The organism is Thioclava sp. UBA3469 (assembly GCF_002378135.1).
Classification (GTDB): domain Bacteria; phylum Pseudomonadota; class Alphaproteobacteria; order Rhodobacterales; family Rhodobacteraceae; genus Thioclava; species Thioclava sediminum.
The window spans coordinates 1-23892 of record NZ_DFRG01000045.1 but is presented as its reverse complement, the minus strand read 5'-3'; the positions used below and the strand labels follow the sequence as shown (position 1 = coordinate 23892).

The following is a 23892-nucleotide window of genomic DNA, read 5'->3' as shown; positions in this document are numbered from 1 at the left end:
CGGGGGGAGGGTCGGGCGCGGCCCCGGGGCTGGTCGCCCCGCGCGGCATCTTACATCTCGGCGCACCGCATCGAAGGGCCGCCCGTCGCCATCACATATCAGCAGACAGACCACGCCTCCCTTTACGGCTCGGGTCCTATCACCTAGATAAACAGTCGAGTAATTCGATAGGCGCCCGCGCGCGCCCCCGCCGATGAAAGAGGCTTCCATGACCGCCACGCCCGAAGAGCCGCTTGAAGGCACGCCGCTGATCAAGCCCTCGACGACCGATCACCCGCTCTACGAAAATGTCGTGGAAGCGTGCCGCACCGTCTATGACCCGGAAATCCCGGTGAACATCTACGATCTCGGCCTCGTCTACACGATCGAGATCAGCCCCGAGAATGACGCGAAGGTGATCATGACGCTCACCGCGCCGGGCTGCCCCGTCGCGGGCGAGATGCCGGGCTGGGTTCACGATGCCGTGGCCTGCGTGGGTGGTCTGCGCGATGTCGATGTCGAGATGACCTTCGATCCGCAATGGGGCATGGACATGATGTCCGACGAGGCGCGGCTCGAACTGGGCTTCATGTGAGGTCCGGAGGGGGCTCTGCCCCCGCCCCCTGCGGGTGCCCCCCGGGATATTTCAGACCAAGAGGAAGGGAGCCACGCGGCTCCCTTTTTGCTTCCTCGCATTTGCGCACAGGGGCGTTGCGCTTCCCGCCGCCTTGCCCATCGCGCTGCAAGACCCATCTCATGCTGCCGAATGTCAAACCCGATGAGAGGCCCGACTAGATGACCGACATGGCTGATACGCTTTTCTCCCCCACGAAGCTCGGCGCGATCGAGATCGCCAACCGTTTCGTGATGGCCCCGCTGACCCGCAACCGCGCGCCCGACCTGCATCCGACCGACATGACGGTGGAATATTACCGCCAGCGCGCAGGTGCGGGTCTGATCATCACCGAAGGCACGCAGATTTCGCCGATGGGGCAGGGCTATGCCTGGACGCCGGGCATCTATAACGACGCGCAGGTCGCGGGCTGGAAGAAGGTCACCGAGGCCGTGCATGGCGCTGGCGGCAAGATCGTCGCGCAGATCTGGCATGTTGGCCGGATTTCGGTGCCGCAGCTTCTGGATGGGCGCGACCCTGTCGGCCCCTCGGCGATCTCGGCCGAGGCGAAAACCTTCGACGGTGAAGGCTTCGTCGCGACCACCACGCCCCATGCGCTGACGGTCGAAGAGATTGCCGCCACGGTCGAGGATTACCGAAACGCCGCGCGCAACGCGAAAGCCGCGGGCTTCGATGGCGTCGAGATCCACGCCGCGAATGGCTACCTGATCGACCAGTTCCTGCGCGACACCTCGAACAAACGCGAGGACGCATATGGCGGCTCGATCGAGAACCGCACCCGCTTCCTGCGCGAAGTCGTGGACGCGGTGACCGAAATCCTCGGCGCCGAGCGCGTGGGCATTCGCCTTTCGCCGTGGTCGAACGCGAATAACGTGGGCATCGACAGCAACACCGCGGAGCTGTTCGGCGCGGTGGTCGAGTTCCTCAACACCAAGCCGATGGCCTATGTCCATTTCGTCGAAGGCCAGACCGGCGGTCCGCGCGAGTGGCCCGCGGACGGGATCGAAACGCTGCGCGCGAAGTCGAAGGCGCCCTATATCGCCAATAACGGCTACGACAAGGGGATGGCCGAGGCCGCGCTGAAAGAGGGCGCGGCGGCGGTGGCCTTCGGCAAGCTCTTCATCGCGAACCCGGACCTGCCGACGCGTTTCGAGAAGGACGCGCCGCTCAACGAGCCGAATCCGGGCACGTTCTACGGCGGCGGCGCTGAGGGCTATACGGATTATCCGTTCCTCGATGAATAACGCAGGCCAATTTGCCTGCTAGATAGTTAATGCAGGCGTTTTTACTTGCATATCGCCATGCGCAGGCATTATAACCTGCGCATGGCTTATTTTTGTGTCCTTACCGGCGATATCGTCGCCTCGACCCGGCTCTCGGCGTCGGAGTTAAGCGCGGCGCTCGATGCGATCGAGGGGGCGGCGGCAGTGCTGCGGCCCGCATTGGGCGACGCGGCTTTCGCCCGCAATCGCGGCGATGGTTGGCAGATCGCGATCACCGAGCCGCGCTATCAGGCAAGGCTGGCCGTGCTGATCGAGGCCGAGTTGCGCGCTCTGGGCGAGGCATTCTCGACCCGGATCGCGATTGCCGAGGGTGATGGCACGCTGCCTGCCGATGGCGACCTGAACGGGGCGTCGGGGCCGGTCTTCACCGCCTCTGGGCAGTTGCTGGACCGCCTCGCCGGGTCGCGTATCGCCCATGCCGCGGGCGGGGCCTTAGGAGCAGCGCTGCGACTGTTCGATCACATCTCGGAAGACTGGACTCCAGCGCAGGCGCGCGCGATCGCGCCGATGTTGCGCATCAAACCTCCGACCCAGACCGCCGCCGCATCCGAAATCGGCATCACCCGGCAATCGCTATCACAGGCCTTGGCAAGCGCGGCTTACCCGGCCATCGTGGAGGCCTTGGCGATGATCGAGGAGACCCCATGATCGAGACTTTCGCGGCGCTTCTCTTCGCCCATGCCTTCACCGATTTCGCGTTTCAAAGCAGCGACATGGCGGCGAAGAAGGCCGGGCGGGAATTGGCTGCGCTGGCCACGCATATCGCGATCCTTGCGGGGCTGACGCTGTTGGTGGGGCTGCAACTGAGCTGGGCGCTGATCGGGGTGCTGGCGCTGGTCGCCCTCAGCCATCTGGTGATCGACATCGCCAAGAGCTTCGCGCCGCGCGAACAGGCCCTCGCCGCCTTCCTCGGCGATCAAGCCGCTCATCTGGCTGCGACCGCGCTGATCGCCGCCGCCTTCCCGACGTTCTGGGCCAACTCGCTCTGGGCGAACCTCTCTTGGCTCCCCGGCGCTCTGACGCTCGCCACCGGGTTATTGATCACAACCCGCGCGGGCGGCTTCGCGGTGGGGATGCTGATGGCGCAATATGAAAACGACGCCCCGCCCGAAGGCCTGCCCCAGGGCGGGCGGATGATCGGGCTTCTCGAACGCGGGCTGATCTTTCTGTTGGTACTGGCAGGTCAGCCCTCCGGCATCGGCTTCCTGATCGCGGCAAAATCGATCCTGCGCTTCGAGGCGGTCTCCAAGGACGGGGCGAATCCGAAATCCGAATATGTGATCATCGGCACGCTGGCCTCTTTCGGCTGGGCGCTCGCCGCCTCTTACGCCACGCTCGCGCTTTTGGGACAGCTTCCGCCCCTTGGAATCCTGCCCGTCCCCGACTAAATTACTCGGTGAAGGAGAGCCCCCCATGTTCAACGTCCCCGGACAAGATCCCGTCACCCTGACCGACGCCGCCGTCGCGCAGATTGCCAAGCTGATGTCGCGCGAGGATGCGGCTGGCTTCCGCATCGGCGTGAAGAAAGGTGGCTGCGCGGGCATGGAATACACGATGGAGGTCGCGGCCGAGGCCGGGCCGATGGATATCGTCGTGGAAAAGGGTCCCGCCCGTGTGCTGATCGCGCCGATGGCGCAGATGTTCATGCTGGGCACCGAGATCGACTACGAGACCGGCCTTCTGGAATCGGGCTTCAAGTTCCGCAATCCGAACGTGGTCGATGAATGCGGCTGCGGCGAGTCGATCAAGTTCGCCGATATGGAAGCCCCCCAGGCCAACGGCTAAGTCTCGCCCCCGCGCCAATTTGCCCTTTGCGAGCCTGCGCCCCCTGCCCTAATGTCAGGCCCAACGACATCAGGGAGAATAATCGCACATGCGCAAGAAACTGGCCGCCGGCAATTGGAAGATGAACGGGCTCAAGAGCAATCTGGGCGAGGTCACGGCGCTGACCGAAGCGCACCCGTCCCCCGCCTGTGACGTGCTCCTGTGCCCGCCTGCGACGCTGATCGGCGCTATGGCCGAGGCGGCTGGCGGCAAGCTCGCGGTCGGCGGGCAGGATTGCCACATGAACGAGAGCGGGGCGCATACGGGCGACATCTCGGCGCAGATGATTGCAGATGCGGGCGGCTCTTACGTCATCGTCGGCCATTCCGAGCGCCGCGCGGACCACCACGAAAGCGACCTGATCGTGCGCGCCAAGGCCGAGGCGGCGATTGGCGCAGGTCTGATCGCGGTGATCTGCGTGGGCGAGACAGAGGCGCAGCGCGACGGCGAACAGACGCTCGACGTGATCGGCGAACAGCTTGCGGGCTCGGTTCCCGATGGGGCGACGGCCGCCAATTGCGTGATCGCTTATGAACCCGTCTGGGCGATCGGCACGGGCCGCACGCCGACTCTGGAGCAGATCGCCGAGGTGCATGACTTCATGCGCAACACGCTGGTCGCGCGCTTCGCTGATGAGGGCAACGGGATGCGTCTGCTCTATGGCGGCTCGGTCAAACCCTCCAACGCGGAAGAGATTTTCGCGACCTCCAACGTCGATGGCGCGCTGGTGGGCGGGGCCTCGCTCAAGGCGAGCGATTTCGGCGCGATCATCGCCGCTCTGGACGCAAGCTGAGCCAAGTCCCGCGCCGGCCCACGGAGGCCACAGACACAAGGGCCGCGCCGCTTTTCAACGCCGCGCGGCCCACGCAATTTCCCCCGCGCCGCCTTGCGGGCGCCGCCCCGATCTCGTATCACGCGGCCCAAGCTTTCAAGAGGATGACAGATGCGCGCCGAGACGCAGAACACCGTCGAACAGATCCGCAAGTCCCTGACCTTGCTGGGCCAGCGGATGGACCTCGAGACCGCGCCGCACCGGATCGAGGAATTCAACGCGATGATCGAAGACCCCACCCTGTGGGACGATCAGGCGCGCGCGCAGAAACTGATGCGCGACCGGCAGCAACTGATGGACAAGTTCGAAACCTATAACCGGATCAAGCAGGATCTGGAGGACAATGTCGAACTGATCGAGATGGGCGAGATGGAGGACGACGAGGAAGTCGTCTCCGAGGCCGAGGCCTCGCTGGCCGCGCTGAAAGAAACCGCCGCGTCGAAGGAGCTGGAAGCCCTGCTCGATGGTGAGGCGGATGCGAATGACACCTTCCTCGAAATCAACGCAGGCGCGGGCGGTACGGAGGCCTGCGACTGGGCCTCGATGCTGCAGCGGATGTATGTCCGCTGGGCCGAGAAACGCGGCTACGAGGTCGAGCTGCAATCCGAAGAACCGGGTGCCGAGGCCGGGATCAAATCCTGCGCCTACAAGATTTCCGGCCCCAACGCCTATGGCTGGCTGAAATCGGAATCGGGCGTGCACCGCCTCGTGCGGATTTCGCCCTTCGGCAAGGGCACGCGCGAGACCTCGTTTGCGTCGGTCTGGGTCTATCCGGTGGTCGACGACAATATCGAGATCGAGGTGAACCCCGCCGATATCCGCATCGACACGTTCCGTTCTTCGGGTGCGGGCGGTCAGCACGTCAACACGACCGACTCGGCGGTGCGGATCACCCACCACCCGACCGGGATCGTGGTCACCAGTTCCGAGAAGTCGCAGCACCAGAACCGCGACATCGCGATGAAGGCGCTGAAATCGCGCCTCTATCAGATGGAGCTGGAAAAGCGCACCGCGGCGATCAACGAGGCCCACGAGAACAAGGGCTCGGCCGGCTGGGGCAACCAGATCCGCTCTTACGTGCTGCAGCCCTACCAGATGGTGAAGGACCTGCGCACGCAATACGAGACCTCGGACACGCAGGGCGTGCTCGACGGCGATCTCGACGGGTTCATGGCGGCGACGCTGGCGCTCGGCCTCGAAGGCAAATCCCGCGCCGACGCGCAAGCGGAGAGCTGATCGCGAATGGCGGCGCGGGTTCATATTACCGGCGCCGCGGGTTCGGGTACATCTTCGCTGGGGGAACGTCTGGCCGACCGGCTGGGCGTCACCCATCTCGACACCGATCAGTTCTACTGGGCCGAGAGCGACCCGCCCTACACCGTCAAACGCCGCCCCGCTGAACGACTGGCGCTGATGGAGGCGGCGAAGGAGCCGGACGGTTGGGTGATCTCCGGCTCGCTCGACGGCTGGGGGGAGCCCGCAATCGCAGGCGCCGACCTGATCGTCTTCCTCACCGCTCCCACACCGATCCGCCTTGCGCGCCTGCGCAAGCGCGAGGCGGCGCGCTTCGGAACCCGTATCCGCAAGGGCGGCGATATGGAGGCCAATCACGGCTCTTTCCTGACCTGGGCTGCGGGCTATGACGATCCCTATTTCTCTGGGCGCTCGCTGAGCCGCCATCACGAATGGCTGGCAGGCCGGTCCGAGCCGGTGCTGGAACTGTCGGGCACGCGCCCGCTCGACGAGCTGATGGCCGAGTGCCTTACCGCGCTTGGAATGAAACCCTGAGCGGTTTTGGCGCGTATCCTCTCCAGTAGCGAGAGGATGAGCACCGTGGACTTCAAGGACAAACGCATCTGGATCATGGGCGCGAGCTCGGGCATCGGGCAAGCGCTGGCGCGCGAACTGGCCGCGCGCGGGGCGCGACTGGTGCTGTCGGCCCGCTCGGTCGAGCCGCTGGACGCGTTGAAGGCGGAGCTGGGTCAGGGCGAGGTCGTGCCCTGCGACGTCTCCGATCCCGAGAGCCTCGACGATGCGCGCGGCGAGATCCTGAGCCACGGAAAGCTGTACGCAATGATCATCACCGCGGCGCTCTACGATCCCGGTCGTGTCGACGAGATCGAGCGCGATGCGGCGCGCAAGCTGGTGGAGGTGAACCTACTCGGCACGCTCTGGTTCGCGCAGGCCGCGCCGGGGCTGCTGCGCGATGGCGGGCAACTGGTGATTTTCGGCTCGGTCGCGGGGATCTTCGGGCTGCCGAAGGGGCAGCTCTATTCCGCCTCGAAAGCCGCCGTCATCAACCTCGTCGAGAGCCTGCGCGTCGAATATGCCCCCCAGATCGACGTGCGGCTGATCTCTCCCGGTTTCGTGAAGACTCGCCTGACCGAGAAGAACGATTTCGCCATGCCCTTCGTGATCGAAGCCGACGAGGCCGCCCGCCGCATCGCCGACGGGCTGGCCAAGAACCGCTTCGAGACCCACTTCCCCCGCCGCCTCACATGGCAGCTCAAGCTATTGAAACGACTGCCTTATGCCCTCTCTCTACGGCTGACGAAACGGATGGGCGGCTGAGCCTCGCGGCGACGCAGCACGCAATTCTCTGGACAGATCACGCCTGCGTGACGCAACGTGAAGTTGCGGGCCTTGGGGAGAGGGCCCTCAGTCAGGGAGAATACACATGCAAACGATCGCGTCGCCGCCTTCCGAGGTGCCGCATATCCGCGACCTTCAGGTCTCGGAAATACCAGACATCCTGAAAGCAGGATGGAACGATTTCAAACGCGCCCCGGCCTTCGGGCTGATGTTTTCGGGCTTCTACGTGCTCGGTGGCATCGTGCTCTGGACCGTGTTCGCAGCCCAGGGCGAGGAATGGTGGCTGATCCCCTTCGCGCTCGGCTTTCCGCTGCTCGCGCCCTTTGCCGCGATGGGTCTCTACACCGTCAGTCGTAGGCTGGAAGCCCAAGAGCCGCTGGTCTGGCGTGAGGTGATCGCCTGCTGCGTTTCCGAGAAGGACCGCCAGACGCCTTCGATGGCGATGCTGATCCTGATGATGTTCATGTTCTGGGTCTTCGTCGCCCACACGACCTTCGCGCTGTTCATGGGGCTGTCGGCCTTCACCAATGTCTCCAGCTCGCCCGAGATCCTGTTGACCGGCAACGGGCTGACGATGCTGGCGATCGGCTCTGCGATCGGGGCGGCCTTCGCGGCGATCCTGTTTTCCTTCACCGTGGTCGGCCTGCCGCTGATCATGGATCGCGAGATCGACATCATCACCGCGATCATCACTTCGATGCGGGCAGTCGCCGCCAACCCGGTATCGATGGCGATCTGGGGCATGGTGATCGCGGCGAGCCTGTTCATCGGGATGCTGCCGGTCTTTCTTGGCCTGTTCATCGTGTTGCCGGTTCTGGGCCATGCCAGCTGGCATATGTATCGCCGCCTGACGGCCTGAAGACCGGACAATGCTTTCCGAGGGGCGCGAATTTCGCGCCCCTTTGTCATGGATTTATTGAAAGGCGAAAAATGTGAACATATAGTGAACACATGGCAAGAATGACCCTCGATCAGAAACTGGCGATCCTCTCGGATGCGGCGAAATACGATGCCTCCTGCGCGTCGAGCGGGGGGCAAAGACGCGACTCCAAGGATGGCAAAGGGATCGGCTCGGTCACAGGCTCCGGCATCTGTCACGCCTACACGCCGGACGGGCGCTGCATCAGCCTGCTGAAAATCCTGATGACGAATTTCTGCATCTATGATTGCGCCTATTGCGTGAACCGGGTCAGTTCCAACACCCCCCGCGCGCGGTTCTCGCCCGAGGAGGTCGTGACCCTCACGCTGGAATTCTACCGCCGCAACTATATCGAGGGGCTGTTCCTATCCTCCGGCATCATCCGCTCGCCCGACGACACGATGACCGACATGGTACGCATCGCGAAGCTCCTGCGGGTGGAGCATAATTTCCGCGGATACATTCACCTGAAGACCATCCCCGACGCCGCGCCCGAGCTGATCGAGGAGGCCGGGCTTTACGCCGACCGCCTCTCCATCAATGTCGAGCTGCCGACCGACCGCGCGGTGCAGGACTACGCGCCGGAGAAGGACCCCGCCCAGATCCGCCGCGCGATGGGCGATGTGCGGCTGCTGCGCGACGCCCGCAAGGAGCGCAGCTTCACCGGCAAGCGCCCCCCGAAATTCGCGCCCGCGGGCCAGTCGACGCAGATGATCGTCGGCGCGGACGGGGCGAATGACACCACGATCCTGAAGACCTCGACTCGGCTCTATTCGAGCTATGCGCTCAAGCGCGTCTATTACTCCGCCTTCTCGCCGATCCCGGACAGTTCCGCCGCCTTGCCCCTGATCAAGCCGCCCTTGATGCGCGAGCATCGACTCTATCAGGCGGATTGGCTGCTGCGCTTTTACGGCTTCGACGTGGACGAGATTTCGCAAGGCACCACCGATGGCAATCTCGATCTGACGGTCGATCCCAAGCTCGCATGGGCGCTGGCGAACCGGCATCTCTTTCCGCTCGACGTGAACCGGGCCGAGCGCGAGATGCTGCTGCGGGTACCGGGGCTGGGGGTGAAGACGGTGGGTCGGGTGCTGGCGACGCGCCGCCACCGGACGCTGCGCTACGAGGATCTGCGCCGGATGGGGGCGAACCTGAAGCAGGCGAAACCCTTCATCACGCTCTTGGACTGGCATCCGCGCGCGCTGACCGATGCGGCAGACCTGCGCGCCCGTTTCGCCCCACCACCGCAGCAGTTGCAGCTGCTGTGATGCGCACGATCACCCTGCCCGAGATCGGCACGTTCGAGGCGTGGCGAGACGAGGCCCGCGCAGCCTTGGGCGCAGGCATCCCGCCCGAAGAGCTTCTCTGGCATCGCGGGGCGGCGGAGGCCGATCTCTTCGCGCAGGACGCCCCTACCCCCACAGACGGCGCTGTAAGCGTGCCGAAGGGCTTTGTCGATCTCGCCCGCCTCGTGATCTGCCATCGCGACCCAGAGCGCTTCGCACGGGCTTACGCGGTGCTCTGGGCACTGCGATCCGACAAGCGCCTGCTGGAGGACCGCGCCGATCCGCGCATCGACCGGGTGAACCGCATGGCGAAGGAGGTCTCTCGCGACCGCCACAAGATGACCGCCTTCGTGCGCTTCCGCGAGATCGGCGACCCGGACGCCCCGCGCCGCCGCTTCGCCGCGTGGTTCGAGCCCTCGCATTACATCTGCGAACTGACCGCGCCGTTCTTCGTCAAACGCTTCGGCGATATGGACTGGTCGATCTTCACCCCCGATCTGACCGCGCATTTCGAAGCGGGCAAGCTGCGCTTCAGCGACGGCCAGCCGCGCCCTGACTTGCCCGAGGATGGCGCGGAAGACCTCTGGCGCACCTATTTCCGCAACATCTTCAACCCGGCGCGACTGAAGGTCGGCGCGATGCAATCCGAGATGCCGCGCAAGTATTGGCATAACTTGCCCGAGGCCGGGCTTATCTCCAAGATGATCGCGACCGCGCAGGCGCGCGCCGAAGAGATGGCGGCCAACGCACCCACACTCGCCCCGGCCCGCGCGGGCAAGATCACCGAGCGACTGGCGCGCGACCGCGCCACCCCGCCGCCCGCGGGCAACCGCGCGGAATTGCTGGCCGGGCTGAACAGCTGCCGCCGCTGTGCGCTCTGGGAGACCGCGACGCAGGCGGTGCCGGGCGAAGGGCCGCTCGATGCGCCGCTGATGATCGTGGGCGAGCAGCCCGGCGATTTCGAGGATCTCGAGGGGCGCCCCTTCGTCGGCCCCGCGGGGCAGCTTTTCGACGAGGTGGCAGCACGTGCGGGTCTGTCCCGTGAACGCACCTTCCTCACAAATGCGGTGAAGCATTTCAAATTCACTCCGCGCGGCAAGCGGCGCATCCACCAGTCGCCCGACCGGCAGGAAATCCATCACTGTCGCTGGTGGCTCGACCAAGAACGCAGCTTAGTGAAGCCGAAGGCAATCCTCGCGATGGGGGCGACCGCGCTGGAAAGCCTCACCGGGGATCGACGGGGCCTTCTCAAACGGCGCGGCACGGTGGAGGTGCTCGAGGACGGCACGCCGATGCTGATCACCGTCCACCCGTCCTACCTGCTGCGCCTACCCGACATGGAAAAGCCCGCGATGATGCGGGCTTTCGAGGCGGATCTGGTCCGCGCGGCGCAGATGGTGGCCTGAGGGCTCAGCCCAGCACGGCAAGGCTCGGGAAGGTCTCCAGCAGCCAGAAGCTGATCGCCGAGAACGCATTCGTCAGCAGCAGGATCCCGACGACGACCAGCAGCGCGCCCATCGTCTTCTCGATGATCCCCATATAGGCCTTGAGCCGGTTCATCACGCCGATCGCGCGCTGGATGAACAGCGCGGCCAGCAGGAACGGGATGCCCAGACCCAGCGCATAGACCGCCAGCAGAGCCGTCCCGCGCGCCTGATCGCCGCCCTGTGCCGCGAGCGACAGGATCGCGCCCAGTTGCGGGCCGATGCAGGGCGTCCAGCCGAAGGCGAAAGCGAGGCCCAGAACATAGGCGCCAAGCGAGGAGCCGCCCCGGTCGCCCGCATCCAGCCGCGCCTCGCGGTCGAGAATCGGGATGCGGAACACGCCGAGGAAATGTAGGCCGAGGATCACGATCACCCCGCCTGCGATCCGCCCGAACAGCACCTGGTTGGTCAGGAAGAACCGCCCGAAGGTCGAGGCGGCGAACCCCATGAACAGGAACACCGTCGACAGGCCCAGCACGAAGAACAGCGCCGGGACCACCGCCGAGCGTTTGCCCTCACGCAGATCGCCCATGCTCACCCCGCCCATATAGGCGAGATAGGGCGGCACGATCGGCAGCACGCAGGGGCTGAGGAATGACAACAGACCCGCAAAGAGCGCCACGAAGGCGGCGGGCAGGAACGCAGCGGAGACGAGATCGATTCCAAACATGTTCCTCCTCTACCCCATTCCTCGCGCGCGGTCACCGGGTCGTGAGATAACAACAGCGTGGACAAATCAGCGCGGGCGCGCGAGAACCTCCGCCATGACGCCCGATATCGAAATCGATGCGAAGGGGCTGCTCTGCCCCCTGCCCGTTCTGCGCTTGCGCAAAGCGCTCGAGTCGGCCGCCCCCGGCGCGCTGGTTCAACTGGTCGCGACCGACGGGGCGAGCTGGATCGACGTGCCGCATTTCTGCGCGCAAACCGGGCACGAACTGGTCGAGGCCGAGGATTGGGAAGGCGTGAAAGTCTATCTGGTGCGCAAGAGCTGATGACCGTCACGCTACGCCCGGCCCATGACGCGGATCGCGACGCGATTGCCGATCTCTGGCATCTCAGCGCGAGCCTGCCCGGTGTCGGCCCACCGGTGATGCCCAGCCGCACCGCCCTGCGCGCCCGCGTGGACGAGGAAATGACTGCTGGCTGGCAGGTGACCCTCGCCGAGGATCAGGGGCGGATCATGGCGTTTCTCGCATTGAAACCGCGCGAGGCGATCCTGGCCGAGCTTTTCGTCCATCCCGACTGGATCGGGCATGGGATCGGCTCGAGGCTCATGGCGCAGGCCAAGGCGGCGCTCGCGGAGGGGTTCCGCCTCTATACCAGCGAGACCAACAGCCGCGCGCAGGCGTTTTACCTGCATCACGGGATGGAGCGCCTGCAGACCGACACGCATCCGCGCACCGGGCACGCGATGGTCTGGTATGGCTGGCCCGGCAACTAAGCCCCTTGCCGAGCGCAAAAGCGCGTGCCAATCTCCGGCCATTCTCAGGGCGGGGCGAAATTCCCCACCGGCGGTATGCGGCGAAATCCGCGAGCCCGCGAGCGCCTCGCCGTCGTGCGAGGGTCAGCAGATCAGGTGCGAGGCCTGAGCCGACGGTTACAGTCCGGATGGAAGAGAATATGCAGCCGACCCCGTGCCTTGGCGCGTGGGCGCGGACTGCATGTGATCGCCTTGGGTGACGTGTCGCTATGCAAGGAGATTACGATGACACACACCCGTTACGCCTTCATCAAAGCCAATTGGCACGCCGATATCGTCGACCGTGCGCTCGAGGGGTTTCTCGAAGAAATCCCGGAGGCGCAGGTCGATGTCTTCGACGTCCCTGGCGCGTTCGAGCTGCCGATGAAGGCGCAGCAACTGGCCCGCATGGGCCGCTACGGCGCCATCGCGGCGGCGGCGCTGGTCGTCGATGGCGGGATCTATCGGCATGACTTCGTGGCGCAGGCCGTGGTGAATGGCCTGATGCAGGTGGGGCTGGAGACGGGCGTGCCCGTGCTGTCGGTCTCGCTGACCCCGCATCAGTTCCAGGAGACCGATCACCACCGGGCGATCTTTGGCAGCCATTTCGTCGAGAAGGGCCGCGAGGCGGCGCGGGCGGCGCTGCAACTGACCCGACAGGCACAGGACCTGGCCGCCTGAGCGCGGAAAACCAAAGAGAAAAACGAAAAAGGCCGGGCGCTCTGCCCGGCCTTTCTCAAATCTGAAGGTGCCTCAGCGGCTCCACCAACCCCGTTTCTTGGGCTTGGGCGCCTCCTCGGTCATGGTCTCGCCCTCCGTCTCGGTCTCGGCGAAAGCCGGGCCACCGGGCAGTTCGACCGGCGCATCAGGCTGCGGCGTTTCCGGCGGCTGCTCGAACGGAGTTTCCGGTTCGGGCGCGGGCGGCGCTTCCGGCGGCACGTCGACAGGGGTTTCCTGCGGCGTGGGCTCAGGCGTCTCGACCGGTGCGTCGGGCTGCGGCGTCTCCTGCGGCTCGGTCGGCGCGTCAGGCTGCGGGGTTTCCGGCGGCTCGGGCGTCTCGGACGTCGCTGCGACGGGCTCCTCGACCTTCTTGCGCGCACGGGAGCGACGCTTCGGCTTGGGCGCCTCTTCGGCTGCCTCTGCGGCGTCGGCCTTGACCTCTGCGGCGCTGCCTTCGACGGCGGCTTGCGCATCCGCCTCGGGATCCACCTTCTTGCGCGACCGCGTGCGACGCTTCGGCTTGGGCGCTTCTTCCTCGGCCTTGGCCTCGGTGCCCTCAGCGGGGGCTTCAGCGGTCTCGGCTTCGGGTTTCGGCTCTTCCACCTTCTTGCGGGCGCGCGAGCGGCGCTTGGGCTTCGGCGCTTCTTCCTCGGGCTGAGCCTCAGTCTTCGCGTCGGTTTGCGCCTCGGTTTTAGCCTCGTCCGCCGGAGCTTCCGCCGCATGCGCGGGTTCGGCCTTGGCGGGGGGCTCCTGCCCTTCGGTCACGTCCGAGGACTGATCGCCCGTGGACTGGTCCTTGGCGGGCTGGTCATCCGACGACTGATCGCCGTTCTCCGAGGAGTCGTTATTCTCCTCGTTTTCGCCATTCGACTTCCGGCGACGACGACGACGACGACGCTTCTTCTTCGGCTGCTCCTCGGCTTCGGTCTCGGCCTTCTGGGTCTGCTCCTCGGCCTCGGCCTCGGCTTCAACTTCGATCTCCGCCTCGTCCTCGGCGTCGTCGATCTCGGCCATCAGGCTGGCCGAAGCCGACACCACGGGGCTGTCCACTTCCGCGACATTGCGTGTCGCAGTCTTAAACTTCTCGATGGTGAAATCGGGCGAGACGAGTTCCGGCGCGGCTTCGATGCGCACGGACATGCCGTAACGCGCCTCGATCACCGCCACATGTTCGCGCTTGGCGTTCATCAGGTAGTTGGCGACCGCGACGGGGGCACGCACCAGAACCTCGCGGGTCCGTTTGCGGGTGCCCTCTTCCTCGATCGCGCGCAGGACGCTCAGCGCGAGGCTGTCATCGGAGCGGATCAAGCCGGTGCCGTGGCAATGCGCGCAGGGCTGCGTCGTGGATTCGATCATGCCAGGACGCAGACGCTGGCGGCTCATCTCGAGCAGGCCGAAGCCGGAGATACGGCCGACCTGAATGCGCGCGCGGTCGGTCTTCAGACGCTCCTTCATGCGCTTCTCGACGGCGTTGTTGTTCTTACGCTCGTCCATGTCGATGAAGTCGATNNCCGCGCCGCCGCCGTCGGCGTTTGCCACTCGAATCCTCACTGCTATCACTGGAGCGGGCTTCGGATTTCTTGGCTTTGTTGGTGACGTCGCCTTCGTCCTCTCTTTCCATACGGATCGCCGGTGGGATCAACGTATCGTCGCCCTCGAACGTCGCCGTCAGGCCGTACTTTTCTTCGATATCGGCCAGAGACTGGCGTTTGTTGTTGAGAACGAACAGGGCGACGCTGGTCGGCGCGTATACGGTGATTTCGCCGTGGGGCTTGCGCATGCCTTCTTCCTCGACGGCGCGAATGACCTCGACCGCGGTGGTGTCCGTGGAACGCCGAATGCCGGTGCCTTGACAGTAGGGGCAGGGCTCAGAACTCGTCTCGATGAGACTAGGGCGCAGGCGTTGACGTGACAGTTCTAAAAGGCCGAACGGACTGATACGTCCGATCTGAATCCGCGCGCGGTCTGGCCGCATAGCTTCCTTCAGAGCCCGTTCAACTTTGCCTTGGTTGCGGTGCACTTCCATGTCGATGAAGTCGATCACGATCAGACCGGCGAGGTCGCGCAGCCGCAGCTGGCGGGCCACCTCGTCGGCGGCCTCCAGGTTGGTCTTGAGCGCGGTTTCCTCGATCGAGCCTTCCTTGGTCGCCCGGCCCGAGTTCACGTCGATGGCGACGAGCGCTTCGGTGACGCCGATCACGATGTAACCGCCGGACTTGAGCTGCACGGTCGGGTTGAACATCGAGGCGAGGTAGCTTTCCACCTGATGGCGCGCGAACAGCGGCAGCGACTCGGCGTAGTGCTTCACGTTCTTGGCGTGGCTCGGCATGATCATCTTCATGAAAGCCTTGGCCGCGCGGTAGCCGCGCTCGCCCTCGACGAGAACCTCGTCGATATCCTTGTTGTAGAGGTCGCGGATCGACCGCTTGATCAGATCGCCTTCCTCGTAGATCGGCGCCGGCGCGACGGATTTCATCGTCAGGTCGCGGATCTGCTCCCACAGGCGCATCAGGTATTCGTAGTCGCGCTTGATCTCGGTCTTGGTGCGCTGCGCACCGGCCGTGCGCACGATCAGGCCCGCGCCCTTCGGCACGTCCAGCTCGCCTGCGATTTCCTTGAGCTTCTTGCGGTCGGCGGCGTTGGTGATCTTGCGCGAGATGCCACCACCGCGCGCGGTGTTGGGCATGAGCACGCAGTAGCGGCCTGCCAGCGAGAGATAGGTGGTCAGCGCCGCGCCCTTGTTGCCGCGCTCTTCCTTGACGACCTGCACCAGCATGATCTGGCGCACCTTGATCACTTCCTGGATCTTGTAGCGGCGCGGACGCGGCTTGCGGGCCGGACGGATTTCTTCTTCGACATCCTCGTCGGCGACGGATTCGATGCCGCTATCGGCCTCGGCAGCGTCATCGCCCGCGTCGTCGTCATCGTCGTCGGAGTCGTCGCTGTCATCCTCGTCGGAGGCGGTCTCAGCCGCAGCGGCGGGCGTCGAGGCGGCTTCCTGAGCGGGCGCGTCCTCGGCCGGGGCCTCGGAGGTGTCCGTCTGCACTTCGGCTTTGGTCTCGTCGCTGGAGGCGTCGGCGCTCTCGCCTTCGGCTTCCGGATCGACAACGCCCATGCCCGGGATCTCGTCCGAGCTGACGACCGCCTCGTCCTGCTTGGCCTTCTCCGCCTTGTTCGACGACCGGCGCGAACGGCGGCGGCGCGAAGATTTCGGCTTTTCCTCTTCCGCAGCCGCGGCTTCGGCGAGCTGGCGTTCTTCTTCCAGCAGCGCTTCGCGGTCGGCGACCGGGATCTGGTAGTAATCGGGGTGGATTTCCGCGAAGGCGAGGAAGCCGTGCCGGTTTCCGCCGTAGTCGACGAAGGCCGCCTGCAGCGACGGTTCGACGCGCGTTACTTTCGCGAGATAGATATTTCCGGCGAGCTGCCGTTTGTTGATGGTCTCAAAGTCGAATTCTTCAACCTTGTTGCCGTCCACCACCACGACGCGGGTCTCTTCCGCGTGGGTGGCATCGATAAGCATCTTCTTTGCCATGTAAATCCAATAGGTCAGCCCTTTGCGACCTGCCCGGGGGCGCGGCGCTGTCTTGGGCTGAAACTGTCCTTGAGGCGAGGTTGCGGACATGCGTGCAGACGGCGGTGGCGTCGAGCCTGCCCGTCCTCATCTGCGATATCCCGTCACGCATCATCGCGGTTCTTTCCAAGGCGCGGTCGGCTTAGCCGCTTGGCGCCCAATTAACGGCCTCCGTCCCGGCAAATGCGGAAGAGGGAGACAAACTTGCGGCCTTTCGGCCAATCGGTTGAGCCGGGGCCCCTTGCGCATCATCTGCGCCGGATCGGCCAAGGCATCAGCGAATTTCGGTGGGTTCACACTTATGGCGTGAAACCGACTGGTTCTGACCATAGCGGCACAGCCTACGGGAACACAATCGAATTTTCGTAAGGGAAGGGTTAATCGCACCCCGGATTCTCGCGATGTTCAGCGATTAGGCAGGCCCGTTCCGGGGTTTTGCCGCCGCAGGCCGGAAAATGCCGCGGCGCGGTGCCATTCAGGCCCGCGCCGCTCACGTCGTATTGTTCGAAGGCCACCCTCATGCCCCGCACCTAGAGGCGAAGATGCGGGCACGCGTTCCTTTAAAGGTAATCCGCGCGGGCGAGGCCGTATTTGGCCATCTTCTCGTTCAAGGTCCGGCGCGGCAGGCACAGCTCTTCCATCACCGCCGAGATCGAGCCCTTGTGGCGCCGCATCGTGTTGTCAATCAGCATCTTTTCGAAGCTCTCGACATATTCCTTGAGCGGCTTGCCCTCGGTGGTGATCGCCGCCGGCCCAGTCTCTTCGTCGTCGGTCATCAGAAGCGACGCGATCGAGCCCGAGCCACGGCGCGATTGCAGCACAGCGCGTTCGGCCACGTTGATCAGCTGGCGCACATTGCCCGGCCACGGAGCCTGCAGCAGTTGGGCTGCTTCCTGCGCGGTCACCTCCGGCACGTCGCAGCCATATTCGTCGGCGAATTGCTCGGACATGCGGTTGAACAGCGTCAGGATATCCTCGCCGCGTGCCCGCAGCGGCGGCAGGGTGATCTTCAGCGCGGCCAAGCGATAATAGAGGTCGGGGCGCAGCGCGTCCTCGACCGTCTTGCCCTCGCCATGGGTATTGCAGATCGCGACGATGCGCGTCTCCGCCGGAGCGCCCTGATCGTTGATGAATTGCAAGAGCCGCGCCTGCAGCGACTGGCTCAGCGCCTCGACATCCTCGAGGCACAGCGTGCCGCCGCGCGCCTCTTCCATCAGCGGCAGACCGCCCTCTTCGACCGGGCCGAACAGCTTGGCCGAGAGCGCCTCTTCGGTCAGCGCGGCACAGCTGACCACGACGAATTTCTTGCCCGCACGCGGGCCCGTCGCGTGCAGCGCATGGGCCACCAGCGTCTTGCCGGTGCCGGTCTCGCCGTCGATCAGAACGTGGCCATCCGCCTGCGACAGATCGAGAATATCTTCGCGCAGACGCTCCATCGGCTCGGAAGTGCCGATCAGCTTGCCCATCACCTTCTCGCCCTCGGCCAGATCGCGGCGCAGCGCGCGGTTGTCGAGCGTCGTGCGGCGCGCCTGCGTGGCGCGCTTGGCCAGTTCGGTCATCCGATCCGGCGAGAACGGCTTTTCCATGAAGTCCATCGCGCCAAGGCGCATCGCCTCGACCGCCATCGGCACATCGCCGTGGCCGGTGATCATGATGACTGGCAGACCGCTATCGATCCCCATCAGCCGCTTGAGAAAGGCCATCCCGTCCATGCCGGGCATCCGGATGTCGGTGATCACCACGCCCGGCCAATCGGGGCCGATCACTTTCAGCGCGTCTTCGGCGCTGGCATAGGTCTCGGCGTCGAAGCCCGACAGCGCCAGCCACTGGCTGACGGATTGCCGCATATCTTCCTCGTCATCGACGATCGCTACCTTCATTAGTCTTGCCATGTCTTACTCCGCGGCCTTTATGGCCCTGTTCTTGTCCGCCAGGAGGGGCAACTGAACTTCGAACACTGCACCCCCGCTTTCGGAATTATGGGCGGTCAGACGACCCCCGAAATCACTGATGATGGAGGACGAGATCGCGAGGCCCAGCCCCGTCCCTTCCCCCGGTTTCTTCGTGGTCCAGAACGGCTCGAACAGCTTGTCGAGATCCGAAATACCGGGACCGTTATCACGCACGCTCAGCACGGCCGTCTCACCCGAGGTAAGCAACAACTCCACTTGAGGTTCCTCAACCGACTTGGTGGCGTCGAGTGCATTTCGCAACAGGTTGATGATCACCTGCTCCAGCCGGATGCGGTCCGCCATGACCATAACAGGACTGCGCGGCATGGTGCGCGAAATGTGCAATTTGCGAATTTTCAGCTGCGGCTCCATCATCGAGAGCGCCTCCGACAGCGCCACCCGCAGGTCCACCGGCTCGAAGGCCTCGCCACCCTTGCGGGCATAGGATTTCAGCTGCCGCGTGATCGCGCCCATCCGCCCGATCAAGTCGTCGATGCGCTGGAACGACGACAGCGCCTCCTCGACCCGGGCGCGCTGCAACAGCAGTTTTGCGCCGGCCAGATAGGTCTTCATCGCGGCCAGGGGCTGGTTCAGTTCGTGGCTGACGGCAGCCGACATCTCGCCCAGAGCCGCGAGTTTCGAGCTTTGCGCGATCGTCTGCTCGGCCACCGCCAGATCCTGCTGCGCCTTCTCGCGCTCGGCGATCTCGCGGCTCAGCCGGGTGTTGAGCTGGCGCAGCTCCGCCGATTCCGCGCGCAATTCCTGACTTTGCCGCCGCGCGCGCCGCGACAGCGCATAGAAGACCAACGCCAGCAGGATCGCGAAGCCCATGATCTCGAGCGCAAGCACCGCATTCACCCGCTCGCGCACTGAATCGTAGCTGGTAAAGGCGATCATCTTCCAGCCGCGGAAGGGAATGCGCGCCTCGGTGCGCATCACCGCGCGGCCCTTGAGATAGGCGTCGGGCGCGTCATTGGCCCAATCGGCGGTCGCCTGCAGCGCGCGCTCGATCGCGGAAGGAGCAGACCGCGCGGCCAACGCCTCCGACATCGTCACCCCGCGCCAGCGCGGCTCGGTCGTCAGGATGATCTTGCCTTCGCTGTCGACCACCGCCAGCGCATCGGAAATCCCGGCCCAGGCGCGTTCGAATTTCGACAGATCCGCCTCGACCACAATCACGCCGACGGGCTTGTTGTTCTGGATGACGGCCCGCGAATAATCGAACTCGGTGCCGCCCGCCTCGGGCTCGTTGAGCGAGAAGATCGTCCCGCGCGAACGGGTCGCATCGACGAAGAAGGGCGCATTCGGGAAGGGCGAGCCGATCTGCGTGCGATTGGTCGACGCCACCACCCGGCCCTGCATATCCAACAGCCGGATCGAAGCCACCGCGACCTCTTTCTTGGCCGTGATCAACTGCGCCGAGGCGGTGGAATAATCCGTTGTATCAAGGGCTTGCGTCAGCTCCGGATCGCGCGCGAGCAACAGCGGCACCACGGATGTCCGCTGCAGCTCGGACATGATGTTGCCGGTGTAAAGCGCAAGCCGCAGCTCGGTGCGCACGCGCGTCGTCTCGGTGAAACGCTGGGTCAGCCACTGGTTGGTGATCCACATCACCGCCCCCGCCAGCGCGAGGATCAGCACCACAGCGACGCGCAGCAGCCAACGGGCGCGTGGCGAGCGCGCCATCACGCCGAGCCCGCCCTCACTCTCGGGCGGCTCGTCAGGTAAAATCGTCGAACGTGTCTGCACGTGCGTCATGCGCGAAGTCTAAGCCAAGGCCCAGAGCGCAACAAGCGCGCGAGATCAGGCGGTTGCCAGCATCCCGCTCAACGCGCGGAAAAGCGCCGCCCCATCGGCGCCGCCCTGCGCAGGCTCGATCGCGCGCTCGGGGTGAGGCATCATGCCCAGCACCCGGCGGTTCTCGCTCAGCACGCCCGCGATATCGTCGACGGAGCCGTTGGGATTCTCGACATAGCGGAACGCCACGCAGTCCTCGCCCTCGATGCGGGCAAGGCCTTCGGGGTCGATCTGGTAATTGCCGTCATGGTGGGCGACCGGGATCACGATCTCCTGCCCCGCCTCATAGCCCGAGGTATAGGCGCTGTCGGTCGTCGCGACGCGCAGAGCCAGCGGTTTCGAGACGAATTTCAGCCCTGCATTACGCATCAAGGCGCCCGGCAGCAGCCGCATCTCGGTCAGCACCTGAAAACCGTTGCAGATGCCGATGACATAGCCGCCCTTGCCTGCGAAATCGGCCACCGCCTGCCCGATGGGCGAGCGCGAGGCGATCGCGCCGCAGCGCAGATAATCGCCATAGGAGAACCCGCCCGGCACACCGATGATATCGATGCCTTCGGGCAATGCGGTTTCCTTGTGCCAGACCTTGACGACATCCGCCCCGGCTGCGGCGAAGGCCATGCTCAGGTCGCGGTCGCAATTCGATCCGGGGAAGGTGATGACGGCGGCTTTCATGGGTGCAAACTCCTGGCCTTGAGGGTCGAACCTGTCGGGTAAGGCCTGTGCGGCCTTCGGCTTGGTACAAATATCCCGGGGGGAATTGGCCGGCTGGCCAAGGGGGGCAGCGCCCGCCACCCGACCCGGATCAGGCGATCTCGATGGTGTATTTCTCGATCACGGTATTGGCGAGGAGCTTCTCGCACATTTCCTTCACCTCGGCCTCGGCAGAGGCTGCATCGGTGGCGCTCAGGTCCAGCTCGATCACCTTCCCCTGACGCACGCCTTCGACGCCGCCGAACCCCATATGGCCCAACGCGTGGCGCACGGCCTCGCCCTGCGGGTCGAGCACCCCATCCTTCAGCATCACATGAACGCGGGCTTTCATCACGAGCGGTCCTTTCAGTTGATCAGCGTCGGTTTGATCGGCTGGGTATTGGTCGGCAGCACGCCAAGGCGCTTGGCGACTTCGGTATAGGCATCGGTCAGGTTGCCCAGATCGCGGCGGAACACGTCCTTGTCGAGCTTCTGGCCCGTCTTGACGTCCCACAGGCGGCAGCTGTCGGGGCTGATCTCGTCGGCCACGATCAGGCGCATGAAATCGCCATCCCAGACTCGGCCGATCTCGATCTTGAAATCGACCAGCTTGATGCCGACGCCGTAGAACACACCGGTCAGGAAGTCGTTCACGCGCAGCGCCAGCGCCACGATGTCGTCGAGGTCCTGCTGGCTCGCCCAACCGAAGGCGATGATATATTCTTCGGGCACGAGCGGATCGCCCAGATCGTCGTTCTTGTAGCTGTATTCGACGATCGGACGCGGCAGCGGCGTGCCCTCTTCCATGCCCAGACGCTTCGCGATCGAACCGGCGGCGAAGTTGCGCACGATCACCTCGAGCGGCACGATCTCCACCTGACGGATCAACTGCTCGCGCATGTTGAGCCGTTTGATGAAGTGGTTCGGCACGCCGATATTGGTCAGGCCGGTCATGAAATACTCGGACAGGCGGTTGTTGAGCACGCCCTTGCCCTCGATCACGTCCTTCTTCTGCGCGTTGAAGGCGGTTGCGTCGTCCTTGAAATACTGGACCAGCGTTCCGGGCTCGGGGCCTTCATACAGAACCTTCGCCTTGCCTTCGTAGATCTTCTTGCGCCGGGGTGCCATCGCGTCTCCGTTCTCACTTGGCGCGGCGGTGCCAGGGCCTGCGCCGCATACCGTCGGGAATGCCGCGCCCGCCCCTGCGCGCCGTCCGCGAAAGGGTGTTGCCCGCCCTATAGGACAAGCCCGCGAGTCTCGCAAGGTAAAGCGCACGCCACTTCACGCAGATGCACAGCCCCGTCAAACCCGCCAAAACGCGGCCCTTTCCTCTTGCGGCGCACGCCGTGCATGTGCATATCGGAGGTAACGGAGACTTTACCGGGAGGGACGTGGGCCATGACCACCTTCGACGATCGCGAAAACGCCTATGAGAACAAGTTCGCGCATGATGCCGAGCTGCAGTTCAAGGCCGATGCCCGCTGCAACAAGATGCTGGGCCAATGGGCCGCAGAGCTTCTGGGCAAAACCGGCCCCGAGGCCGATGCCTATGTCCGCGAGGTCGTGACCTCCGATTTCGAGGAAGCGGGCCACGAAGACGTGTACCGCAAGCTCTCGGGCGATCTCGGCGACAAGGCCGATGAACAGACGATCCGCGCGAAGATGGCCGAATGCATGGCCGAGGCGCGCCGTCAGGTGGTCGACGAGGCCGAGTGAGCCCTCGCCGATGACGTAGATTGAAAGGCCGGATGCCCCGCGCGTCCGGCCTTTTGCATTTCCGCCCGAGATTGCAGCGCCTTCATCAAGAACATGAAGGAAACGAATTTGCCAATTCCCGCCTGTCATGGCAGGAGAAACCCAACCGCCGCGCCCGACGCGGCCCTTTGCATTTGACGAGGCCCTTATGACCGCCCCGAAAACCGACGCGCTGAGCCGCCTTCTGGAAACCCGCGATTGGCTGATGGCCGATGGCGCGACCGGCACCAACCTGTTCAACATGGGGCTGGCCTCGGGCGATGCGCCGGAACTGTGGAATGCCGACGAGCCCGCAAAGATCGCGAAGCTCTATTCGCTGGCCGTCGAAGCGGGCTCGGACCTGTTCCTGACCAACAGTTTCGGCGGCAATGCCTCGCGGCTGAAACTGCACAATGCGCAGAACCGCGTGCGCGAGCTCAACCGCCTTGCCGCCGAGATCGGCCGCGACGTGGCCGACAAGCAGTCGCGCCCCGTGATCGTTGCGGGTTCGATGGGTCCGACCGGCGAGATCTTCGCGCCGATGGGCACGCTGACCCACGAACTCGCGGTCGAGATGTTCCACGAACAGGCCGAGGGTCTGAAAGAGGGCGGCGCGGATATCCTCTGGGTCGAGACGATCTCGGCGCAGGAAGAATACAAGGCCGCCGCCGAGGCCTGCCATCTGGCGGGGATGCCCTGGTGCGGCACGATGAGCTTCGACACCGCAGGCCGCACGATGATGGGGCTGACCTCGCAGGCGATGGTCTCGATGGTCGAAAAGCTGGCTCACCCGCCGCTGGCCTTCGGCGCAAATTGCGGCGTCGGCGCGTCCGACCTGCTGCGCACCGTTCTGGGTTTTGCCGCGACCGGGACCGAGCGCCCGATCATCGCCAAGGGCAATGCGGGCATCCCGAAATATGTCGACGGTCATATCCACTACGACGGCACGCCCGAGCTGATGGCGGAATATGCGGTGATGGCGCGCGATTGCGGCGCCACGATCATCGGCGGCTGCTGCGGCACCATGGCCGAGCATCTGGTGGCGATGCGCGAGGCGCTGGAGACGCGTCCGCGTGGCGAGCGCCCGACGCTCGACCAGATTTCCTCGGTTCTCGGCGGCTTCTCGTCGGAGG

24 protein-coding genes, 1 pseudogene and 1 riboswitch are annotated in these 23892 nt (G+C 64.9%); of the genes and pseudogenes, 17 read left to right on the top strand and 8 right to left on the bottom strand.

Annotated features, from left to right (window positions below; genetic code table 11):
* The first annotated feature begins 208 nt into the window (after positions 1-208).
* From B3D39_RS03370 to B3D39_RS03315, 12 genes are all read left to right on the top strand, one after another.
* A complete protein-coding gene (locus tag B3D39_RS03370; RefSeq protein WP_078519345.1) occupies positions 209-574 on the top strand; it encodes a DUF59 domain-containing protein in 366 nt (121 codons plus the stop codon).
* Positions 575-783: 209 nt separating this feature from the next.
* Complete coding sequence (locus tag B3D39_RS03365) at positions 784-1857, top strand: alkene reductase (RefSeq protein ID WP_274962090.1); 1074 nt, start codon at positions 784-786, stop codon at positions 1855-1857.
* Positions 1858-1938: 81 nt separating this feature from the next.
* A complete protein-coding gene (locus B3D39_RS03360) occupies positions 1939-2544 on the top strand; it encodes a MarR family transcriptional regulator (RefSeq protein ID WP_274962089.1) in 606 nt (201 codons plus the stop codon).
* Entirely contained in the window at positions 2541-3284 is a 744-nt protein-coding gene (locus B3D39_RS03355) for a DUF3307 domain-containing protein (RefSeq protein WP_274962088.1), read from the top strand. Before B3D39_RS03360 ends, B3D39_RS03355 begins: the two co-directional genes overlap by 4 nt.
* Positions 3285-3309: 25 nt before the next feature.
* Positions 3310-3681, top strand: coding sequence for a HesB/IscA family protein (locus B3D39_RS03350; protein ID WP_274962087.1), 372 nt, complete (start codon positions 3310-3312; stop codon positions 3679-3681).
* 88 nt (positions 3682-3769) lie between these two features.
* A complete protein-coding gene (gene tpiA / locus B3D39_RS03345) occupies positions 3770-4513 on the top strand; it encodes a triose-phosphate isomerase (protein ID WP_078546731.1) in 744 nt (247 codons plus the stop codon).
* Between the two features lie 150 nt (positions 4514-4663).
* The gene (prfB, locus tag B3D39_RS03340) at positions 4664-5788 is read left to right on the top strand and encodes a peptide chain release factor 2 (protein WP_098410629.1); all 1125 of its coding nucleotides are present in this window, start codon (positions 4664-4666) and stop codon (positions 5786-5788) included.
* Positions 5789-5794: 6 nt separating this feature from the next.
* Positions 5795-6340, top strand: coding sequence for an AAA family ATPase (locus B3D39_RS03335; RefSeq protein WP_274962086.1), 546 nt, complete (start codon positions 5795-5797; stop codon positions 6338-6340).
* A 36-nt stretch (positions 6341-6376) separates the two neighbouring features.
* Complete coding sequence (locus tag B3D39_RS03330; protein WP_274962085.1) at positions 6377-7123, top strand: SDR family NAD(P)-dependent oxidoreductase; 747 nt, start codon at positions 6377-6379, stop codon at positions 7121-7123.
* 106 nt (positions 7124-7229) lie between these two features.
* Positions 7230-8003, top strand: coding sequence for a DUF2189 domain-containing protein (locus B3D39_RS03325; protein WP_274962084.1), 774 nt, complete (start codon positions 7230-7232; stop codon positions 8001-8003).
* 92 nt (positions 8004-8095) lie between these two features.
* Entirely contained in the window at positions 8096-9331 is a 1236-nt protein-coding gene (locus B3D39_RS03320) for a putative DNA modification/repair radical SAM protein (protein WP_274962083.1), read from the top strand.
* Complete coding sequence (locus B3D39_RS03315; protein WP_274962082.1) at positions 9331-10755, top strand: UdgX family uracil-DNA binding protein; 1425 nt, start codon at positions 9331-9333, stop codon at positions 10753-10755. Before B3D39_RS03320 ends, B3D39_RS03315 begins: the two co-directional genes overlap by 1 nt.
* A gap of 4 nt (positions 10756-10759) precedes the next feature.
* Here B3D39_RS03315 and B3D39_RS03310 read toward each other — a convergent pair whose 3' ends face one another.
* On the bottom strand, positions 10760-11503 hold the full coding sequence (locus tag B3D39_RS03310) for a cytochrome c biogenesis CcdA family protein (protein WP_078599256.1): 744 nt from the start codon (positions 11501-11503) through the stop codon (positions 10760-10762).
* 94 nt (positions 11504-11597) lie between these two features.
* Between B3D39_RS03310 and B3D39_RS03305 the strand changes: the two genes are divergently transcribed.
* The 3 genes from B3D39_RS03305 (at position 11598) to B3D39_RS03295 (ending at position 12973) form a co-directional block, all read left to right on the top strand.
* The gene (locus B3D39_RS03305; protein ID WP_083075169.1) at positions 11598-11825 is read left to right on the top strand and encodes a sulfurtransferase TusA family protein; all 228 of its coding nucleotides are present in this window, start codon (positions 11598-11600) and stop codon (positions 11823-11825) included.
* The gene (locus B3D39_RS03300) at positions 11825-12274 is read left to right on the top strand and encodes a GNAT family N-acetyltransferase (RefSeq protein WP_286789376.1); all 450 of its coding nucleotides are present in this window, start codon (positions 11825-11827) and stop codon (positions 12272-12274) included. Before B3D39_RS03305 ends, B3D39_RS03300 begins: the two co-directional genes overlap by 1 nt.
* A gap of 36 nt (positions 12275-12310) precedes the next feature.
* Positions 12311-12457: riboswitch (FMN riboswitch) on the top strand.
* Positions 12458-12538: 81 nt separating this feature from the next.
* Positions 12539-12973, top strand: coding sequence for a 6,7-dimethyl-8-ribityllumazine synthase (locus B3D39_RS03295; protein WP_274962081.1), 435 nt, complete (start codon positions 12539-12541; stop codon positions 12971-12973).
* 72 nt (positions 12974-13045) lie between these two features.
* On the opposite strand, the gene B3D39_RS03290 is transcribed toward B3D39_RS03295, so the two are convergent.
* The 7 genes and pseudogenes from B3D39_RS03290 to purC all read right to left on the bottom strand — a co-directional run bounded on the left by B3D39_RS03290 (position 13046) and on the right by purC (position 22153).
* Positions 13046-14551, bottom strand: coding sequence for a ribonuclease E/G (locus tag B3D39_RS03290; protein ID WP_286789375.1), 1506 nt, complete (start codon positions 14549-14551; stop codon positions 13046-13048).
* Positions 14508-16544 (bottom strand): annotated as a pseudogene (locus tag B3D39_RS03285) (Rne/Rng family ribonuclease); the annotation flags it as partial. The pseudogene B3D39_RS03285 and the gene B3D39_RS03290, both read right to left, overlap by 44 nt.
* A gap of 599 nt (positions 16545-17143) precedes the next feature.
* Entirely contained in the window at positions 17144-18475 is a 1332-nt protein-coding gene (locus tag B3D39_RS03280) for a sigma-54-dependent transcriptional regulator (protein WP_078539470.1), read from the bottom strand.
* 3 nt (positions 18476-18478) lie between these two features.
* On the bottom strand, positions 18479-20221 hold the full coding sequence (locus B3D39_RS03275; RefSeq protein WP_274962104.1) for a sensor histidine kinase: 1743 nt from the start codon (positions 20219-20221) through the stop codon (positions 18479-18481).
* A gap of 117 nt (positions 20222-20338) precedes the next feature.
* Positions 20339-21007 carry a phosphoribosylformylglycinamidine synthase subunit PurQ gene (gene purQ, locus B3D39_RS03270; RefSeq protein ID WP_274962079.1) on the bottom strand — a complete coding sequence of 223 codons (669 nt, stop codon included), beginning with the start codon at positions 21005-21007 and terminating at the stop codon, positions 20339-20341.
* A 130-nt stretch (positions 21008-21137) separates the two neighbouring features.
* Positions 21138-21377 (bottom strand): phosphoribosylformylglycinamidine synthase subunit PurS, encoded by a 240-nt coding sequence (gene purS, locus B3D39_RS03265; RefSeq protein ID WP_078539473.1) that lies wholly within the window; start codon positions 21375-21377, stop codon positions 21138-21140.
* 14 nt (positions 21378-21391) lie between these two features.
* A complete protein-coding gene (gene purC / locus B3D39_RS03260) occupies positions 21392-22153 on the bottom strand; it encodes a phosphoribosylaminoimidazolesuccinocarboxamide synthase (protein ID WP_098410619.1) in 762 nt (253 codons plus the stop codon).
* Positions 22154-22423: 270 nt separating this feature from the next.
* Here purC and B3D39_RS03255 point away from each other — a divergent pair, with 270 nt between their 5' ends.
* Together B3D39_RS03255 and bmt are read left to right on the top strand one after the other, a co-directional pair.
* Positions 22424-22741 (top strand): DUF1476 domain-containing protein, encoded by a 318-nt coding sequence (locus B3D39_RS03255; RefSeq protein ID WP_078519365.1) that lies wholly within the window; start codon positions 22424-22426, stop codon positions 22739-22741.
* Between the two features lie 187 nt (positions 22742-22928).
* Positions 22929-23892 (top strand): betaine--homocysteine S-methyltransferase (gene bmt, locus B3D39_RS03250; RefSeq protein ID WP_286789374.1); only part of this gene is annotated, 964 nt, incomplete at its 3' end.

Bases quoted from the DNA above. Each gene is read 5' to 3' on its own strand.
- B3D39_RS03295 (WP_274962081.1), top strand. From the start codon at position 12,539: ATGACACACACCCGTTACGCCTTCATCAAAGCCAATTGGCACGCCGAT.
- B3D39_RS03280 (WP_078539470.1), bottom strand. From the start codon at position 18,475: ATGGCAAGACTAATGAAGGTAGCGATCGTCGATGACGAGGAAGATATG.
- B3D39_RS03300 (WP_286789376.1), top strand. From the start codon at position 11,825: ATGACCGTCACGCTACGCCCGGCCCATGACGCGGATCGCGACGCGATT.
- purC (WP_098410619.1), bottom strand. From the start codon at position 22,153: ATGGCACCCCGGCGCAAGAAGATCTACGAAGGCAAGGCGAAGGTTCTG.
- B3D39_RS03365 (WP_274962090.1), top strand. From the start codon at position 784: ATGGCTGATACGCTTTTCTCCCCCACGAAGCTCGGCGCGATCGAGATC.
- prfB (WP_098410629.1), top strand. From the start codon at position 4,664: ATGCGCGCCGAGACGCAGAACACCGTCGAACAGATCCGCAAGTCCCTG.
- B3D39_RS03320 (WP_274962083.1), top strand. From the start codon at position 8,096: ATGGCAAGAATGACCCTCGATCAGAAACTGGCGATCCTCTCGGATGCG.
- purQ (WP_274962079.1), bottom strand. From the start codon at position 21,007: ATGAAAGCCGCCGTCATCACCTTCCCCGGATCGAATTGCGACCGCGAC.
- B3D39_RS03255 (WP_078519365.1), top strand. From the start codon at position 22,424: ATGACCACCTTCGACGATCGCGAAAACGCCTATGAGAACAAGTTCGCG.
- B3D39_RS03335 (WP_274962086.1), top strand. From the start codon at position 5,795: ATGGCGGCGCGGGTTCATATTACCGGCGCCGCGGGTTCGGGTACATCT.
- tpiA (WP_078546731.1), top strand. From the start codon at position 3,770: ATGCGCAAGAAACTGGCCGCCGGCAATTGGAAGATGAACGGGCTCAAG.
- B3D39_RS03275 (WP_274962104.1), bottom strand. From the start codon at position 20,221: ATGGCGCGCTCGCCACGCGCCCGTTGGCTGCTGCGCGTCGCTGTGGTG.
- B3D39_RS03315 (WP_274962082.1), top strand. From the start codon at position 9,331: ATGCGCACGATCACCCTGCCCGAGATCGGCACGTTCGAGGCGTGGCGA.
- purS (WP_078539473.1), bottom strand. From the start codon at position 21,377: ATGAAAGCCCGCGTTCATGTGATGCTGAAGGATGGGGTGCTCGACCCG.
- B3D39_RS03360 (WP_274962089.1), top strand. From the start codon at position 1,939: ATGGCTTATTTTTGTGTCCTTACCGGCGATATCGTCGCCTCGACCCGG.
- B3D39_RS03305 (WP_083075169.1), top strand. From the start codon at position 11,598: ATGACGCCCGATATCGAAATCGATGCGAAGGGGCTGCTCTGCCCCCTG.
- B3D39_RS03370 (WP_078519345.1), top strand. From the start codon at position 209: ATGACCGCCACGCCCGAAGAGCCGCTTGAAGGCACGCCGCTGATCAAG.
- B3D39_RS03355 (WP_274962088.1), top strand. From the start codon at position 2,541: ATGATCGAGACTTTCGCGGCGCTTCTCTTCGCCCATGCCTTCACCGAT.
- B3D39_RS03310 (WP_078599256.1), bottom strand. From the start codon at position 11,503: ATGTTTGGAATCGATCTCGTCTCCGCTGCGTTCCTGCCCGCCGCCTTC.
- B3D39_RS03325 (WP_274962084.1), top strand. From the start codon at position 7,230: ATGCAAACGATCGCGTCGCCGCCTTCCGAGGTGCCGCATATCCGCGAC.
- B3D39_RS03350 (WP_274962087.1), top strand. From the start codon at position 3,310: ATGTTCAACGTCCCCGGACAAGATCCCGTCACCCTGACCGACGCCGCC.
- B3D39_RS03330 (WP_274962085.1), top strand. From the start codon at position 6,377: ATGAGCACCGTGGACTTCAAGGACAAACGCATCTGGATCATGGGCGCG.